Here is a 16,759-nt window from a genome sequence, read left to right as displayed (position 1 = left end):
GCAATTTTCAGAGAATATCTGAAAAGGTAACTTAGCTATGCTAAGTGCTTTACACCAACCAAATCATAGATTTGGGGTGACAATGCATCTGGTGATGATGGCGTAGAGGAAACACTCCTTCCCATTCCGAACAGGAAAGTTAAGCTCTACAGCGTCGATGGTACTGCATGGGAGACTGTGTGGGAGAGTAGAACGTTGCCAGGTTAGTAAATAAGAGTCTAATAAGACTCTTATTTTTTTTGTCTTTTATAGCATTAATCCTGTAATTATTTTTATAGTTGCAGGATTTTTTTATTATATAAGTTTGTCATATAATAAGAATCTTTTCATAGATATAGATGTAGGAAACATTAAAAACTAAATAAATAAGTATAAAATATACTGATGTTAAAAATATGGTTAATGAGATAACAGAATGGATAATACTTAATATCAATTTTAATACCATACTTTAATAAACTTAAGTTTCTAAAATTAACAAGATAAATACAATTTAAATATAAATATAAATAAGTTTAAGTAGGAGAGTGGTTAGAATGAAGATATTAATGGTAGCCTCTGAAGCTCATCCATTTATTAAAACAGGTGGACTCGGAGACGTTATGGGAGCACTTCCTCAGGCTTTAAGAAAGCAGGGTGTAGATGTAAGAGTTATTATTCCTAAACATAGAGATATTAATAAGGATTTTATCAACAGACTGAAATTTATAAAATCCTTTAGAGTAAGTGTTGGGTGGAGAAAACAATATTGTGGAATATTTGAGTATGAATATAATGGAGTAATTTATTATTTTTTAGACAATGAATATTATTTTAAAAGAAAAGAATTATATGGACATTATGATGATGGAGAAAGATTTGCCTTTTTTAATAGAGCTGTTTTAGAAAGTATTAATCAAATTAATTGGAAACCGGATGTTATTCATTGCAATGACTGGCAAACTGGAATGATTCCTGTTTTATATAAATTAGAATATAAAAACAAATATTTTTACAAAAATATAAAAATGTTTTTTTCAATTCATAATCTTCTTTTCAAAGGAATTATGTCACCGAATGTTCTACCAGAATTATTCGGATATGATTATCAACCATTTTTAAATGGTAGCTTAGCTTTAGATGGAGGAGTTAGCTTTTTAAAAGGTGGTATAAATTATTCAGATCAAATTTTAACTGTAAGTGAGTCTTATGCTAAAGAAATACAAACCTCTGAGTATGGGGAAGGGTTAGAAGGATTATTAAAAAATAGAAGCTATGCTCTTAAAGGGATTGTAAATGGCATTGATTATGAAGAGTTTAATCCTAGAAATGATAAATATATATATAAAACATATTCTGAAAATACAATACATGATAAATATATCAACAAAGAAGAATTGCAAAGAAAACTTGGGTTACAAGTAAATAGAAATATACCTATGATTGGGATGGTAACTAGACTTACTCACCAAAAAGGGTGTGACTTAATAATAAATATATTAGATAGATTATTACAAAGAGATATACAAGTAGTTATATTAGGAACTGGAGATTATTTATATGAAGAAACTTTTAGAAACTTTAATTATAGATATCATGATAAAGTTTCTGTAAATATAATGTTTGATAATTCTTTAGCTCATAAAATATATGCAGCTTCAGATTTATTCTTTATGCCATCTTTATTTGAACCATGTGGATTAGGTCAGCTTATAGCGTTAAGGTATGGAACACTACCTATAGTTAGAGAAACAGGTGGTCTTAAAGACACAATTCAACCCTATAATAAATATAATGGAGTAGGGAATGGGTTTGGTTTTATTAATTATAATGCTAATGAGCTTATGGAAATAACAGAATATGCATTAGAAGCTTATCATAATAAAAATGCATGGAATTCTTTAATTTCACAAGCCATGAGATCTGATAATAGTTGGGAAAAGTCAGCGAATAAATATAGAACATTATACGGTGAAATAATTGGTAGATAGATATAATACAGCTATTAGGAGGAGGGTTTATGCTAGATATAGATAAGAAGTCTTTAAAGACAGATTATAAAAAGAAATTTTTAGAGTTACATGGAAAAGAGCTTGAGGAAGGAAGTAACCTTCAAAAATATGAAGCTCTTGGGAGTCTAGTTAGAGATTATGTAACTAAAGCGTGGATAACTACTAATAAAAAATATAACAAAACTGGAGAAAAACAAGTTTATTATTTTTCAATGGAATTTTTATTAGGTAGACTATTAGGTGATGCTCTTTTAAATTTAGGAATAAGAAATATGTGCAAAGAAGCATTACAAGAACTTAATATAGATTTAGAAGAATTAGAAAACTTAGAGCAAGATCAAGGGTTAGGTAATGGTGGATTAGGGAGACTTGCAGCTTGTTTTTTAGATTCCATGGCATCATTAAATATTGCAGGGCATGGATGTGGTATAAGATATAAATACGGCTTCTTTGAACAAAAAATAATTGATGGTAAACAAGTGGAAGTGCCTGATAATTGGCTTCGTGAAGGAAATGTATGGGAAATCAAAAAAAGTGATAAATCAGAAATTGTTAAATTTGGTGGAGAAGTTAAAGTTGAAACTGTAAATGGGAAATTAGTTTTTAATCATGTTAATTATGAGCCAGTATTGGCTGTTCCTTATGATACACCTATAGTTGGATATGAAAATGAGGTTGTAAATACTTTAAGACTTTGGAGTGCAGAGCCTGTATCAAATGAATTTGATTTTTCTTCATTCAGTAGAGGAGATTTTTTAAAAGCTATAGAGTATAAAAATTCAGTTGAATCAATTTCTCTTGTATTATATCCGGAAGATTCCTTTTATGAAGGCAAGATGCTTAGACTTAAGCAACAATACTTTTTTGTATCAGCAGGACTTCAAAGTATTATAAGACATTATAAAAAACATGGTGGAAATATATTAGAGCTTGATGAAAAAATAGCAATTCATATAAATGATACTCATCCAACTTTGGCAATTCCAGAACTTATGAGAATATTAATAGATGAAGAAGGTTTACCTTGGGAAAACGCTTGGAGGATAACTCAAAATGTAAATTCATATACAAACCATACAATTTTAGCAGAAGCACTAGAAAAGTGGCCAATAGATATGTTTAAGAAATTACTTCCTAGAATATATATGATAGTTCAAGAAATTAACGAAAGATATTGTAAGGATCTTTGGAATAAATATATAGGGCAATGGGAAAAGATTTCTAGAATGGCCATTATAGGTGATGGATATGTAAGAATGGCTAACCTTGCAATTATAAGTAGTCACAGTGTAAATGGTGTAGCTAAACTTCATACGGAAATTTTAAAGAAAAAAGAAATGTCAGACTTTTATTATTTATATCCTAAAAAATTTAATAATAAAACAAATGGAATAACTCATAGAAGATGGTTATTAAAGAGTAACCCAGAATTAACTAATTTATTAAAGGAAACAATAGGAGATAGTTTTATAAAACATCCTATGGATTTAGAGAATTTTGAAAATCATTTAGATGATAAAGGTGTCTTAGAAAAGCTAGCTAATATAAAATTAGAAAATAAAAAGAAGTTAGCTAATGAAGTATATAATACTAAAGGTATTATAATAGATCCATATTCAATATTTGATGTCCAAGTGAAAAGAATACACGCATATAAGAGACAGACATTAAATTGTTTAAGAATAATGGATTTATATAATAGATTAATAGATAATCCTAATCTAAACATTAAGCCTAGAACTTTTATTTTTGCAGGAAAGGCGGCTCCAGGATATATATTAGCTAAAAATACAATAGAGCTTATAAATGGAATTGCTGATAAAATCAATAACGATCCAAGAGTAAACAATAAAATAAAAGTGGTAATGTTAGACAATTACAGAGTATCCTTAGCAGAGAAAATAATTCCTGCAACTGATTTAAGTGAACAAATATCAACAACTACTAAAGAAGCATCAGGAACATCTAATATGAAATTTATGATGAATGGAGCTCTTACAATAGCTACATTAGATGGTGCAAATATAGAAATAAAAGATGAAGTAAAAGAAGATAATATTATAATATTTGGATTAACAGCAGATGAAGTACTAGATTACTATAAAAATGGTGGATATTGTTCATGGGATATATATAATAGCGATAAAAGAATAAAGAGAGTTATAGATAATTTAATAGATGGGACTTACTGTAATGATAGAGAGAGATTTAGAACAATATATAAGAATTTATTAAATTACAATGATGAGTTTTTTGTTTTGAAAGATTTTGATTCTTATGTAAAAGCTCAAGAAAAAGCTGACATTTTATATAGTGATATATACAATTGGCAACGAAAATGTGGAATAAATATAGCTCATTCAGGAATCTTTTCCTCAGATAGAACTATAAAAGAATATGCAACAGGAATTTGGGGATCAGATGTTATTTATAAAAATTTATAAATAATGAAAAGGAAATAAAGATCCTCAAAAATAAGAGAGTGTTAGTAATGTTATTACTAATGCTCTTTTGTTTTTATAAAAAATAAAATAATTATTAATATACTTAACATATATGAGAATTTAAACACATAGGTATATAAGGAAAGATAATTATAGAAATTTAATCTGTATAAGATGGTAAGGAGGGAGTATAGGATTATATGAGTAAAAAAGAAATGGTTGCGATGATTCTAGCAGGTGGACAAGGCTCAAGATTAGGCGTATTAACTAAAAAATTAGCAAAGCCAGCAGTACCATTTGGTGGGAAATATAGAATTATAGATTTTCCATTAAGTAATTGTTCCAACTCTGGGATATATACAGTTGGTGTATTAACCCAATATAAGCCATTAGATCTAAATGCACATATAGGAATAGGGGCACCTTGGGATTTAGATAGAAGAGATGGTGGAGTTAATATATTACCACCATATCAACATGAAAAAGGAGGAGCTTGGTATAAAGGAACTGCAAATGCAATTTATCAAAACATTGAATATATAGATAGATATGAACCAGAATATGTTTTGATATTATCAGGAGATCATATCTATAAAATGGATTATGATAAAATGTTAGAGTTTCATAAGTCAAAAGAAGCAGATGCAACTATTGCTGTCATAAACGTACCATTAGAAGAAGCAAATAGATTTGGAATAATGAATACAAGAGAAGATCTATCAATATATGAATTTGAAGAGAAGCCAGAAAATCCTAAGAGTACCAACGCATCTATGGGGATATACATTTTTAATTGGAAGGTATTAAAACAATTTTTAAAAGAAGATGAAAAAGATAGAGAGTCAAGTAATGATTTTGGTAAGAACATAATACCTAGGATGTTAAGAAATAAAAAGAGGATGGTAGCATATCCATTTAAGGGCTATTGGAAGGATGTAGGTACTATAGAAAGCTTATGGGAAGCTAATATGGATTTATTAAAAAGAGAAAATGATTTAAATCTTTATGATAATGACTGGAAAATATATTCTAATAATCCAGTAAGACCAGCTCAGTATATAGGTAAAGAAGCAAACGTAAAAAATTCATTAATAGTAGAAGGTTGCACAGTATATGGGACTGTAGAAGATTCAATATTATTTCAAGGTGTATATGTAGGGAAAAATACTACAATTAAAAATTCAGTAATTATGCCAGATACTAAAATAGGAAACAACGTAATTATAGATAAATCTATAATTGGAAGCAATGCGATAATAAGAAAAGGCTGTATAATTGGGGATGGGGATAAGATAGCAGTTATAGCGGCAAATGAAGAATTAAAAAACGGGACAACTTTAGAGCCAGCGGAATCACTATAATATTAAGGGGGAGAGTGCATGAACGGTTGTTTAGGCATAATAAACTTAGATGAAAATGATAGTAAAATGGGCGATTTAGTGACTAATAGAGTATTGGCGTCTATACCAATAGCGGGACGATATAGAATTATAGACTTCATATTATCCAATATGACTAATTCAGGAATGGAAGCTATAGGAGTATTTACAAAAAATAAATCAAGATCATTAATTGATCATTTATCTAATGGTAGACCATGGGATCTTCATAGAAAGAAGGATGGATTAAGAATTTTTAATTTTGGAGATGAAGATCCAATTTATGATGATGTCCATAATTTTGTAAATAACATAGAATTCATTAAAAAAAGTAAAAAAAGATATGTGTTAATTGCTCCAGCATATATGATATGCAATATTAGCTATAAGGATTTGATTAATTATCATAAAAAATCAGATAATGATGTAACTGTAGTTTATAAAAAAGTTAATGATGCAAATAATAATTTCATAGATTGTGGAATTTTAAATATAAATAATAAAAATAGAGTAGTTAATATTAAAAAGAATATAGGAAAAGAATCTATTTCTAATATAGATATGGAAATGTATATAATGAGAACAGATTTATTTATGGAAATAGCTTATGAAGGAATAAAAAGTGGAATGTATAGAAAGGTAAAGGAGTTTATAAGACAGAATTTAAATAATTTAAACGTTGGGGCTTTTGAGTTTAAAGGATACTTAGCATGTATAAATTCTACAAGAGCATATTTTAATGCAAGTTTAAGTTTTTTAGATAAACATATAAGTAAAGAGTTGTTTTATAAAAACCCACCTATATATACTAAAATTCAAGATGAGTTTCCAACAAGATATACAGAAGATAGTTGTGTTAATAATTCTATAATTGCAAATGGATCGTATATAGAAGGTACTGTGAAAAATTGTATTATTGGAAGAAAGGTTAACATAGGTAAAGGAACAATTCTTGAAAATTGTGTTATTATGCAAAATACAGATATAGGCAATAATGTAATTATGAAAAATGTAATTACTCATAAAGGCTCTTTAATAAATAGTAATAACAATATTATAGGAGACGGTAATTTACCTATAATTATAGAAAAAGAAAAATCAATAGTATAAGATTAGTTTATTAAAGTAGCTTTACACTAAGTTGTAGGGCTATTTTTTATAAAAGTTACTTTAAAGTATATATAATGGTTTATTGAAGGTGTAGAAGTATTATTTAAACAAGCAAAATATGAGTAAAATTCAGACTATTAAATATAAAACTGATAACTCTTCCAGGTGTATCAGTAGATGAAAAATAGAGGAAAATGTAGAATTATATAGTTAATATAGGTATAAATTTATATTAAAGGCAAGTTTACATATGAATTAATAGGGGATAGGTAGTATTATAAGTCATGTGCTCAGCAACATTGTTGAGACACAAAAAATCCTTTGAAAGTTTCTAATAAAACTTCTGAAAAAAGTTGTTGACAAGAGATTTGAAAAGTGATAAGATAAATGAGTCGCTTGAGGGCGATGAAGAAAATGGTCTTTGAAAATTGAACAGAATAAAAGTTAAGTATAACCAGCAATTCTTTTGAAAGTCTTAAAACAAAGACTCAAAGTAATTTGAGCACAGATTAAACTTTTTAGTGAGAGTTTGATCCTGGCTCAGGACGAACGCTGGCGGCGTGCCTAACACATGCAAGTCGAGCGAGGAGAGTTCCTTCGGGAACAAACCTAGCGGCGGACGGGTGAGTAACACGTGGGCAACCTGCCTTGTAGAGGGGAATAGCCTTCCGAAAGGAAGATTAATACCGCATAATATTGCAGCTTCGCATGGAGCAGTAATTAAAGGAGCAATCCGCTACAAGATGGGCCCGCGGCGCATTAGCTAGTTGGTGAGGTAACGGCTCACCAAGGCGACGATGCGTAGCCGACCTGAGAGGGTGATCGGCCACATTGGGACTGAGACACGGCCCAGACTCCTACGGGAGGCAGCAGTGGGGAATATTGCACAATGGGGGAAACCCTGATGCAGCAACGCCGCGTGAGTGATGAAGGTTTTCGGATCGTAAAGCTCTGTCTTCAGGGACGATAATGACGGTACCTGAGGAGGAAGCCACGGCTAACTACGTGCCAGCAGCCGCGGTAATACGTAGGTGGCGAGCGTTGTCCGGATTTACTGGGCGTAAAGGGAGCGTAGGCGGACTTTTAAGTGAGATGTGAAATACCCGGGCTCAACTTGGGTGCTGCATTTCAAACTGGAAGTCTAGAGTGCAGGAGAGGAGAGTGGAATTCCTAGTGTAGCGGTGAAATGCGTAGAGATTAGGAAGAACACCAGTGGCGAAGGCGACTCTCTGGACTGTAACTGACGCTGAGGCTCGAAAGCGTGGGGAGCAAACAGGATTAGATACCCTGGTAGTCCACGCCGTAAACGATGGATACTAGGTGTGGGAGGTATCAACTCCTTCCGTGCCGCCGTTAACACATTAAGTATCCCGCCTGGGGAGTACGGTCGCAAGATTAAAACTCAAAGGAATTGACGGGGGCCCGCACAAGCAGCGGAGCATGTGGTTTAATTCGAAGCAACGCGAAGAACCTTACCTAGACTTGACATCTCCTGCATTACTCTTAATCGAGGAAGTCTCTTCGGAGACAGGATGACAGGTGGTGCATGGTTGTCGTCAGCTCGTGTCGTGAGATGTTGGGTTAAGTCCCGCAACGAGCGCAACCCTTATTGTTAGTTGCTACCATTTAGTTGAGCACTCTAGCGAGACTGCCCGGGTTAACCGGGAGGAAGGTGGGGATGACGTCAAATCATCATGCCCCTTATGTCTAGGGCTACACACGTGCTACAATGGCAAGTACAACGAGATGCAATACCGCGAGGTGGAGCTAAACTATAAAACTTGTCTCAGTTCGGATTGTAGGCTGAAACTCGCCTACATGAAGCTGGAGTTGCTAGTAATCGCGAATCAGCATGTCGCGGTGAATACGTTCCCGGGCCTTGTACACACCGCCCGTCACACCATGAGAGTTGGCAATACCCAAAGTTCGTGAGCTAACCGCAAGGAGGCAGCGACCTAAGGTAGGGTCAGCGATTGGGGTGAAGTCGTAACAAGGTAGCCGTAGGAGAACCTGCGGCTGGATCACCTCCTTTCTATGGAGAAATCTAGTTAACAAGATGATTAACTAGTATATTTCAAAAGAAGAGTTATCTTAACTTCTGTTCAATTTTGAAGGACCAAAATCCTTCAAAATTTTGTTCTTTGAAAATTGCACATGAATTAAAACAACTTTATTAACAAATGTTAATTGAGAAGTGACAACAAGCCAAGAAAAATATTCTTTGTGATATAAATTGACTCTTTGTAAAAAGAGAACCGTAAAGGTCAAGCTACAAAGGGCGCATGGTGAATGCCTTGGCATCAGGAGCCGATGAAGGACGTGATAAGCTGCGATAAGCTTCGGGTAGGCGCACATAGCCAGTGATCCGGAGATTTCCGAATGAGGGAACTCACATGGGAAACCCCATGTATCCTGTAATGAATAAATAGTTACAGGAAGGTAAACCTAGGGAACTGAAACATCTAAGTACCTAGAGGAAGAGAAAGAAAAATCGATTTTCTGAGTAGCGGCGAGCGAAAGGGAAAGAGCCCAAACCAGAGATTTATCTCTGGGGTTGCGGACAGAACATTAACGGGAAGTTATAATTAACTGAAAATAACTGGAAAGTTAGGCCATAGAGTGTAATAGCCACGTAGGTAAAAATTATAATAACTAAGTTCTGATCCAGAGTACCACGAGACACGTGAAACCTTGTGGGAAGCAGGGAGGACCACCTCCCAAGGCTAAATACTACCTGATGACCGATAGTGAAGCAGTACCGTGAGGGAAAGGTGAAAAGAACCCCGGGAGGGGAGTGAAATAGAACCTGAAACCGTGTGCCTACAACCGGTCAGAGCACCATATGAGTGTGATGACGTGCTTTTTGTAGAACGAGCCAACGAGTTACGGTATGTAGCAAGGTTAAGTACTTAAGGTACGGAGCCGAAGGGAAACCGAGTCTTAATAGGGCGACTAGTTGCATGCCGTAGACCCGAAACCGGGTGACCTATCCATGGCCAGGTTGAAGCGGGGGTAAAATCCCGTGGAGGACCGAACCACGTTGCTGTTGAAAAAGCATGGGATGAGCTGTGGATAGCGGAGAAATTCCAATCGAACTCGGAGATAGCTGGTTCTCCTCGAAATAGCTTTAGGGCTAGCGTCGGATATGAGTAATGGAGGTAGAGCACTGAATGGGCTAGGGGGCGTATCGCTTACCGAACCTTATCAAACTCCGAATGCCATATACTATTAGTCCGGCAGTCAGACTACGAATGATAAGATCCGTGGTCAAAAGGGAAAAAGCCCAGATCGTCAGCTAAGGTCCCAAAGTGTAAGTTAAGTGGAAAAGGATGTGGGATTTCTAAGACAACTAGGATGTTGGCTTAGAAGCAGCCACTCATTGAAAGAGTGCGTAATAGCTCACTAGTCGAGAGATCCTGCGCCGAAAATGTCCGGGGCTCAAACTTACCACCGAAGCTACGGGCTCATCGTAAGATGAGCGGTAGAGGAGCGTCGTAATCGGGCTGAAGTCGTACCGTAAGGAGCGGTGGACTGATTACGAGTGAGAATGTTGGCATTAGTAGCGAGATGTGAGTGAGAATCTCACAGGTCGAAAATCTAAGGTTTCCTGGGGAAGGCTCGTCCGCCCAGGGTTAGTCGGGACCTAAGCCGAGGCCGATAGGCGTAGGCGATGGACAATCGGTTGATATTCCGATACCACTACAATCGTTATTATCGATGGTGTGACGGAGAAGGATAGGATGTGCTAGCGATTGGAAATGCTAGTCTAAGCGTTTAGGGAGTTGAAACAGGCAAATCCGTTTCAACAATTCTGAGGCGTGATGGGGAAGGCCAAAAGGCTGAAGTATCTGATTCCATGCTTCCAAGAAAAGCATCTAGAGAGAGAAGTAGTGCCCGTACCGCAAACCGACACAGGTAGATGAGGAGAGAATCCTAAGACCAGCGGAAGAATTGCAGTTAAGGAACTAGGCAAATTGACCCCGTAAGTTAGCGAGAAGGGGTGCCTACGAGAGTAGGCCGCAGAGAATAGGCCCAAGCAACTGTTTAGCAAAAACACAGGTCTCTGCTAAAGCGCAAGCTGATGTATAGGGGCTGACGCCTGCCCGGTGCTGGAAGGTTAAGGGGAACACTTAGCGCAAGCGAAGGTGTGAACTTAAGCCCCAGTAAACGGCGGCCGTAACTATAACGGTCCTAAGGTAGCGAAATTCCTTGTCAGGTAAGTTCTGACCCGCACGAATGGCGTAATGACTTGGGCACTGTCTCAACTGCAAATCCGGCGAAGTTGTAGTGCGAGTGAAGATGCTCGCTACCCGCGATTGGACGGAAAGACCCCGTAGAGCTTTACTGTAGCTTAGCATTGAATTCCGATATTGTCTGTACAGGATAGGTGGGAGACTGGGAAACTAGGGCGTCAGCCTTGGTGGAGTCATCCTTGGGATACCACCCTGACAGTATTGGGGTTCTAACCGGACGCCATGAATCTGGTGACGGGACATTGTTAGGTGGGCAGTTTGACTGGGGCGGTCGCCTCCTAAAAAGTAACGGAGGCGCCCAAAGGTTCCCTCAGAACGGTCGGAAATCGTTCGAAGAGTGCAAAGGCAGAAGGGAGCCTGACTGCGACACCCACAAGTGGAGCAGGGACGAAAGTCGGGCTTAGTGATCCGGTGGTACCTCGTGGGAGGGCCATCGCTCAACGGATAAAAGCTACCTCGGGGATAACAGGCTGATCTCCCCCAAGAGTCCACATCGACGGGGAGGTTTGGCACCTCGATGTCGGCTCGTCGCATCCTGGGGCTGTAGTAGGTCCCAAGGGTTGGGCTGTTCGCCCATTAAAGCGGCACGCGAGCTGGGTTCAGAACGTCGTGAGACAGTTCGGTCCCTATCCGTCGCGGGCGTAGGAAATTTGAGAGGAGCTGTCCTTAGTACGAGAGGACCGGGATGGACTGACCTCTGGTGCACCAGTTGTTCTGCCAAGAGCATGGCTGGGTAGCTAAGTCGGGAAGGGATAAACGCTGAAAGCATCTAAGCGTGAAGCCCCCCTCAAGATGAGATTTCCCATAGCATAAGCTAGTAAGACCCCTTGAAGAACACAAGGTTGATAGGTCAGAGGTGTAAGTGTGGTAACATATTTAGCTGACTGATACTAATAGGTCGAGGGCTTGACCAATAACGAAATGGCAAAAATTCATGTGCAATTTTCAGAGAACATCTGAAAAGGTAACTTAGCATATCTAAGTACTTTATATAAGCCAAATTTTAGATTTGGTAGCAGTATATCTGGTGATGATGGCGTAGAGGAAACACTCCTTCCCATTCCGAACAGGAAAGTTAAGCTCTACAGCGTCGATGGTACTGCACGGGAGACTGTGTGGGAGAGTAGAACGTCGCCAGGTTAATATGCGTTATTAGCTCAGTTGGTAGAGCACCTGACTCTTAATCAGGGTGTCCCGGGTTCGAATCCCTGATGACGCACCAATTTAAATCCTAGACTTTAAGTCTAGGATTTTTTGTTGTATAAAAATTTATCTGTTTAAAGTAATTTTATTTCAATATAAAGGAAAAAAATATATAATAAATATGAGAATATATATTTACAACGGAGGATTAGGTTATGCCATTAAAAACAAGAAAGGTAGCTATAATAGGAACAGGGTTAGTAGGTTCGAGTACAGCCTTTAGTTTAATAACACAAGGGGTTTGTGAAGAGATATTAATGATAGATATAAATGAAGAAAAAGCCCTTGGTGAAGTGATGGATTTAAATCATTGCATAGAATATCTAAATAGAAATACAAAAGTGAAAAGAGGAACCTATAAAGAATGTGGAGATGTTGATATAGTAGTTATAACAGTAGGAGCACCTCCAAAACAAGGGCAAACTAGATTAGATTCATTAGATTTATCTGCTAAAATAGCTAAATCTATAGTAGATCCTATAATGGAGAGTGGTTTTAAAGGTCATTTTATTATAATATCAAATCCAGTAGATATAATAGCATATCATGTATATAAATTATCAGGATTACCTAAAAGTCATGTAATTGGAACAGGAACATCAGTTGATTCTGCTAGATTAAAGAATTTTATAGGTGATTTATTAAATGTAGATCCTAGAAGTGTTCAGGGATATTCAATGGGTGAGCATGGTGATTCTCAAATGGTACCATGGTCTCATATATATGTAGGTGGAAAGCCTTTTAATAAGGTTATAGAAGATAATAAGGATAGAGTTGGGGATGTAGACTTAGATAAACTAGTTTTAGATACAGCGAAAGCTGGATGGGAAGTCTATAATAGAAAAGGAACAACATATTATGCAATAGCAACATCAACGGTGGCTATAATTAAGGCTATATTAAATGATGAAAATAAGATTATGCCAGTTTCTACATTGTTAGATGGTGAATATGGGGAGGCTAATGTATTTACAGGAGTTCCAGCAGTATTAAATGGTACTGGTGTTAAAGAAGTTGTTGAGTTAGATTTAACTAAAGAAGAATTAGAGAAATTTAAAAACTCCAATAATATTATAAGAGAATATATAACTAAGTTAGGTTATTAGAGATTTTAGAAGAGTATGCAATTAAATATTAGGTTGTATACTCTTTTTATATTAAAGTTATTAACATATATACTTAAAAGTTATAAACAGTGTGGATAAAAAAATCATCAAATTGTGGATAGAGTAAATTTGATATAAAACTTAAAAATACAATTTTTGACCTTAAAATTTGGCTATAATAGTGATAAATTTACCTTTTATGGGTAGTTATTAAATAAAAAATAAAAAAGTTAAAAGTTTTTTTATAAAAAGTGTTGACATATTAACTAAAAGTCTATATACTTATATCTTGTTGAGAGCAAAATATCTGGTGATGATGGCGTAAAGGAAACACTCCTTCCCATTCCGAACAGGACAGTTAAGCTTTACAGCGTCGATGGTACTGCATGGGAGACTGTGTGGGAGAGTAGAACGTTGCCAGGTCATATGGTTTACTAGCTCAGTCGGTAGAGCACTTGACTTTTAATCAAGGTGTCCGGGGTTCGATTCCCCGGTAAGCCACCACAAAAATCACTTCGTAAGAAGTGATTTTTTAATAGGAACTTGCTTAGCATAATATATAAAAAGAAGCTATCTCGCAAATTATTTTTTAAATTGTTTGCGTAGGTGGCTTCTTTATTTTATAAAGTATAAAAATTGAAATAATATATTAAATGGAGTAAAAACTTAAAATAATGAGAGATATGAAAATAATTCGCTTAAAACATAAAATATGATACTGATAATCATTTTCAATAAGAAAAGATATATGTTAAACTTACCTCATAGTTTAATTTAAAAAGGAGGTAAACAATGGCTAGAGATAGAAGACCACGTTTTAAAATGTGCAGAAGACTTGGTTTAAATGTTGTTGGTCATCCCAAAGCAATGGACCGTGCCATTAAGGGGACTAGCAGAGCAGATAAAAAGTTATCAGAGTATGGAGTTAGATTATTAGAAAAACAAAGATTAAGAGCTTATTATGGCGTCTTAGAAAAACAATTCGAAAGATATGTTCAGAATGCGTTTAATGAAAAAGGGATTACTACAGGTGAAGCTCTACTTATTAGATTAGAATCTAGACTAGATAATATGGTGTATAGAATGGGATTTGCAAACTCAATTAGAGCTGCAAGACAAATGGTTACACATGGACATCTTCTTGTTAATGGAAATAAGGTAGACATTCCATCATATAAACTAGTACCAGGTGATGAAATATCATTAAGAGAGAAATCAAGAAAGATTTCTAATTTTGTAGAGATTATGCAAAGTAACAGTAGTAATACTTTACCTTATATAAGTAAGGATGTAGAAAATTTAAAAGGCTCATATATAAGACTACCTCAAAGAGAAGAAATTCCGATTCAGATCAATGAAAATCTAATAGTAGAATTCTATTCAAGATAACGTAGCTATTATTTACATACCTTCTCAAATTAAAGTATATTTTGCCAACTAAAAAAAGTCCGTTACAAAATGATTTTGTAACGGACTTTATTTTTAAATTTTAAATAGATCTTTTTTTATAAATGATAAAAATCTTTTTATTCCGTCTATATCTTCTTTTAAGCTAGTATCTTCTTCATCAGATAAATAACCACTCGTATAAACACACATAATAAAAAATAAAATTCCAATATTAATATAAATATCTTTTATGTCAGCTACAAATAAATTACTAATACCAATGAAATCTAAACTACCTCCGTAGAATACCTTATCTATTAATGAACAAAGAGCTCCACAGAATATGAATAAGAAACATAAGTCACTCCAAAAGTTTTTTGTACCTTTAGATAGAAAGTATCTATATACTTCTATAAAGATAATAAGAGCAAGTATATTTATTATTATAAGAAGTGGAAAGCTTACCCCAGCACCAAATCTAGCATTAAGCCATGAACCATCAGAATTAATTATAGGATTAAAAGATAGAAAGTTAGGTATTATTTCAAAGTATTTTTCAAAAAAGAAAAACTTAATTATTATTTTAATTCCTTGATCTAATAACATTAATATAAAAAATATAAAAAAAGCCTCTTAGAGTTTATACCTTTAGAATATTTTTGTGAAAAATAATATATAATCCATCCAGTAAATGCAAATACAAATATAAGTGATAGATTGAGTATAAACGTATAAGAATCTTTTACTCTTCCTGTAATTATTTCAAATAAAAAATAAATTAACCACATGGCAGGAAGTAATGAAATGGTTAGTAGTTTCTCGTGATTTATTTTTCGTCTCATAAAACCCCTCCTATACAAAAAAGTATCACAATATAAAGATTTTATCATATATGCCATATAAATTCATATAGGTATAACAATTTGTTAAAAATATTGGTATAATTAAGAAAATGGTATTTTGAGAATATTAATAATAATTAGAAAAATAATATTAATAATTTCTAGACTAATGAGGAGGGTATTAGAATGTTAACTATTTTTGCAGTTTCAGATTCTATAGGAGAAACAGCTGAACAAGTAGCAGTTGCAGCAGCAAGTCAATTTGGGAATGATGTAGAGGTAAAAAGGGTACCTTATATAAAAACCTTAGAAGATGTAGAAGAACTAATTAAAGAAATAGAGCTTTGCGAGAGAGTTATGGTGGTATCTACTATAATAACAGTAAATGTTAGAGAATATTTAACCCAAAAAGGTGCTGAAAAGAATATATCTGTATTAAATGTATTAGGACCAATAATAAATGTTGCGTCAACAATAATAAATAAAATTCCTAATTATAATCCAGGAGCAATGTGGAAAACTGATGAAGTTTATTTTAAAAGGATTGAAGCTATGGAATTTGCTATGCAATATGATGATAGTAAGGATTATAGGGGATTAAAAAATGCTGATGTAGTTTTAGTTGGGTTATCAAGAACTTCTAAAACTCCATTATGTATGTATTTAGCGAATAAGGGGATTAAGGCTATAAATATTCCTTTAGTACCTGAAGTTGGAGTTCCAGAAGAAATATATGAAATAGATAAAAAGAAAGTGTTTGGACTTGTTATAAATCCATTACAATTAATAGAGATTAGAAAGCGTAGATTAGATAAATTTCATAGAATACCAGCAGATATAGAGTATGCAAGTGATGCAAGAATACTAGAGGAGTTTGAATTCTCAGATAGAATTATGAGAAAACTAGGATGCAAAACAATTGATGTTACACAAAGAGCGATTGAGGATACAGCATTAATAATTATAAAAGATTTAGGTCATGATAATAAATAGAGATAATAAAGTGGTACGGAATTAATTCTATACCACTATTTTTATATTT

The 16,759-nt window shown here is 34.5% G+C and carries 7 protein-coding genes, 2 tRNA genes, 5 rRNA genes and 1 pseudogene; 14 read left to right on the top strand and 1 reads right to left on the bottom strand.

Annotated features, from left to right (window positions below; genetic code table 11):
* Positions 1-87 precede the first annotated feature (87 nt).
* The 13 genes from rrf (BTM21_RS12920) (at position 88) to rpsD (ending at position 14,875) form a co-directional block, all read left to right on the top strand.
* Positions 88-204: ribosomal RNA gene (gene rrf, locus BTM21_RS12920) — 5S ribosomal RNA — on the top strand.
* 332 nt (positions 205-536) lie between these two features.
* A complete protein-coding gene (glgA, locus tag BTM21_RS12915; RefSeq protein WP_021874657.1) occupies positions 537-1,970 on the top strand; it encodes a glycogen synthase GlgA in 1,434 nt (477 codons plus the stop codon).
* Positions 1,971-1,999: 29 nt separating this feature from the next.
* Positions 2,000-4,435, top strand: coding sequence for a glycogen/starch/alpha-glucan phosphorylase (locus BTM21_RS12910; RefSeq protein ID WP_021874658.1), 2,436 nt, complete (start codon positions 2,000-2,002; stop codon positions 4,433-4,435).
* Positions 4,436-4,635: 200 nt separating this feature from the next.
* Entirely contained in the window at positions 4,636-5,796 is a 1,161-nt protein-coding gene (locus BTM21_RS12905; protein ID WP_021874659.1) for a glucose-1-phosphate adenylyltransferase, read from the top strand.
* 18 nt (positions 5,797-5,814) lie between these two features.
* Positions 5,815-6,924 carry a glucose-1-phosphate adenylyltransferase subunit GlgD gene (gene glgD / locus BTM21_RS12900; protein ID WP_079481712.1) on the top strand — a complete coding sequence of 370 codons (1,110 nt, stop codon included), beginning with the start codon at positions 5,815-5,817 and terminating at the stop codon, positions 6,922-6,924.
* A 517-nt stretch (positions 6,925-7,441) separates the two neighbouring features.
* Positions 7,442-8,956, top strand: a 16S ribosomal RNA gene (locus BTM21_RS12895).
* A gap of 230 nt (positions 8,957-9,186) precedes the next feature.
* Positions 9,187-12,091: ribosomal RNA gene (locus BTM21_RS12890) — 23S ribosomal RNA — on the top strand.
* 109 nt (positions 12,092-12,200) lie between these two features.
* A 5S ribosomal RNA gene (rrf, locus tag BTM21_RS12885) occupies positions 12,201-12,317 on the top strand.
* Between the two features lie 6 nt (positions 12,318-12,323).
* A tRNA-Lys gene (locus BTM21_RS12880) sits at positions 12,324-12,399 on the top strand.
* Between the two features lie 136 nt (positions 12,400-12,535).
* Positions 12,536-13,486 carry an L-lactate dehydrogenase gene (locus BTM21_RS12875; protein ID WP_096145456.1) on the top strand — a complete coding sequence of 317 codons (951 nt, stop codon included), beginning with the start codon at positions 12,536-12,538 and terminating at the stop codon, positions 13,484-13,486.
* A 306-nt stretch (positions 13,487-13,792) separates the two neighbouring features.
* Positions 13,793-13,909 (top strand): 5S ribosomal RNA (gene rrf, locus BTM21_RS12870).
* The 16S, 23S and 5S rRNA genes sit together here with 2 tRNA genes alongside, the layout of an rRNA operon.
* A gap of 5 nt (positions 13,910-13,914) precedes the next feature.
* Positions 13,915-13,990 (top strand) — tRNA-Lys (locus tag BTM21_RS12865).
* A gap of 288 nt (positions 13,991-14,278) precedes the next feature.
* Positions 14,279-14,875 carry a 30S ribosomal protein S4 gene (gene rpsD, locus BTM21_RS12860; RefSeq protein ID WP_021874665.1) on the top strand — a complete coding sequence of 199 codons (597 nt, stop codon included), beginning with the start codon at positions 14,279-14,281 and terminating at the stop codon, positions 14,873-14,875.
* 93 nt (positions 14,876-14,968) lie between these two features.
* Here rpsD and BTM21_RS12855 read toward each other — a convergent pair.
* Positions 14,969-15,705: pseudogene (locus BTM21_RS12855) on the bottom strand (signal peptidase II).
* A gap of 198 nt (positions 15,706-15,903) precedes the next feature.
* Between BTM21_RS12855 and BTM21_RS12850 the strand changes: the two are divergent.
* Positions 15,904-16,710, top strand: a complete 807-nt coding sequence (locus BTM21_RS12850; RefSeq protein ID WP_096145455.1) for a pyruvate, water dikinase regulatory protein — start codon at positions 15,904-15,906, stop codon at positions 16,708-16,710.
* Positions 16,711-16,759: the final 49 nt, after the last annotated feature.

The sequence above is a fragment of the Clostridium chauvoei genome (assembly GCF_002327185.1).
GTDB lineage: Bacteria > Bacillota > Clostridia > Clostridiales > Clostridiaceae > Clostridium > Clostridium chauvoei.
This window is presented reverse-complemented; position numbering and strand designations above follow the sequence as displayed.

Excerpts from the sequence above, each read along its gene's own strand:
- BTM21_RS12910 (WP_021874658.1), top strand. The coding sequence starts at position 2,000 with ATGCTAGATATAGATAAGAAGTCTTTAAAGACAGATTATAAAAAGAAA.
- glgA (WP_021874657.1), top strand. The coding sequence starts at position 537 with ATGAAGATATTAATGGTAGCCTCTGAAGCTCATCCATTTATTAAAACA.
- BTM21_RS12905 (WP_021874659.1), top strand. The coding sequence starts at position 4,636 with ATGAGTAAAAAAGAAATGGTTGCGATGATTCTAGCAGGTGGACAAGGC.
- BTM21_RS12850 (WP_096145455.1), top strand. The coding sequence starts at position 15,904 with ATGTTAACTATTTTTGCAGTTTCAGATTCTATAGGAGAAACAGCTGAA.
- BTM21_RS12875 (WP_096145456.1), top strand. The coding sequence starts at position 12,536 with ATGCCATTAAAAACAAGAAAGGTAGCTATAATAGGAACAGGGTTAGTA.
- glgD (WP_079481712.1), top strand. The coding sequence starts at position 5,815 with ATGAACGGTTGTTTAGGCATAATAAACTTAGATGAAAATGATAGTAAA.
- rpsD (WP_021874665.1), top strand. The coding sequence starts at position 14,279 with ATGGCTAGAGATAGAAGACCACGTTTTAAAATGTGCAGAAGACTTGGT.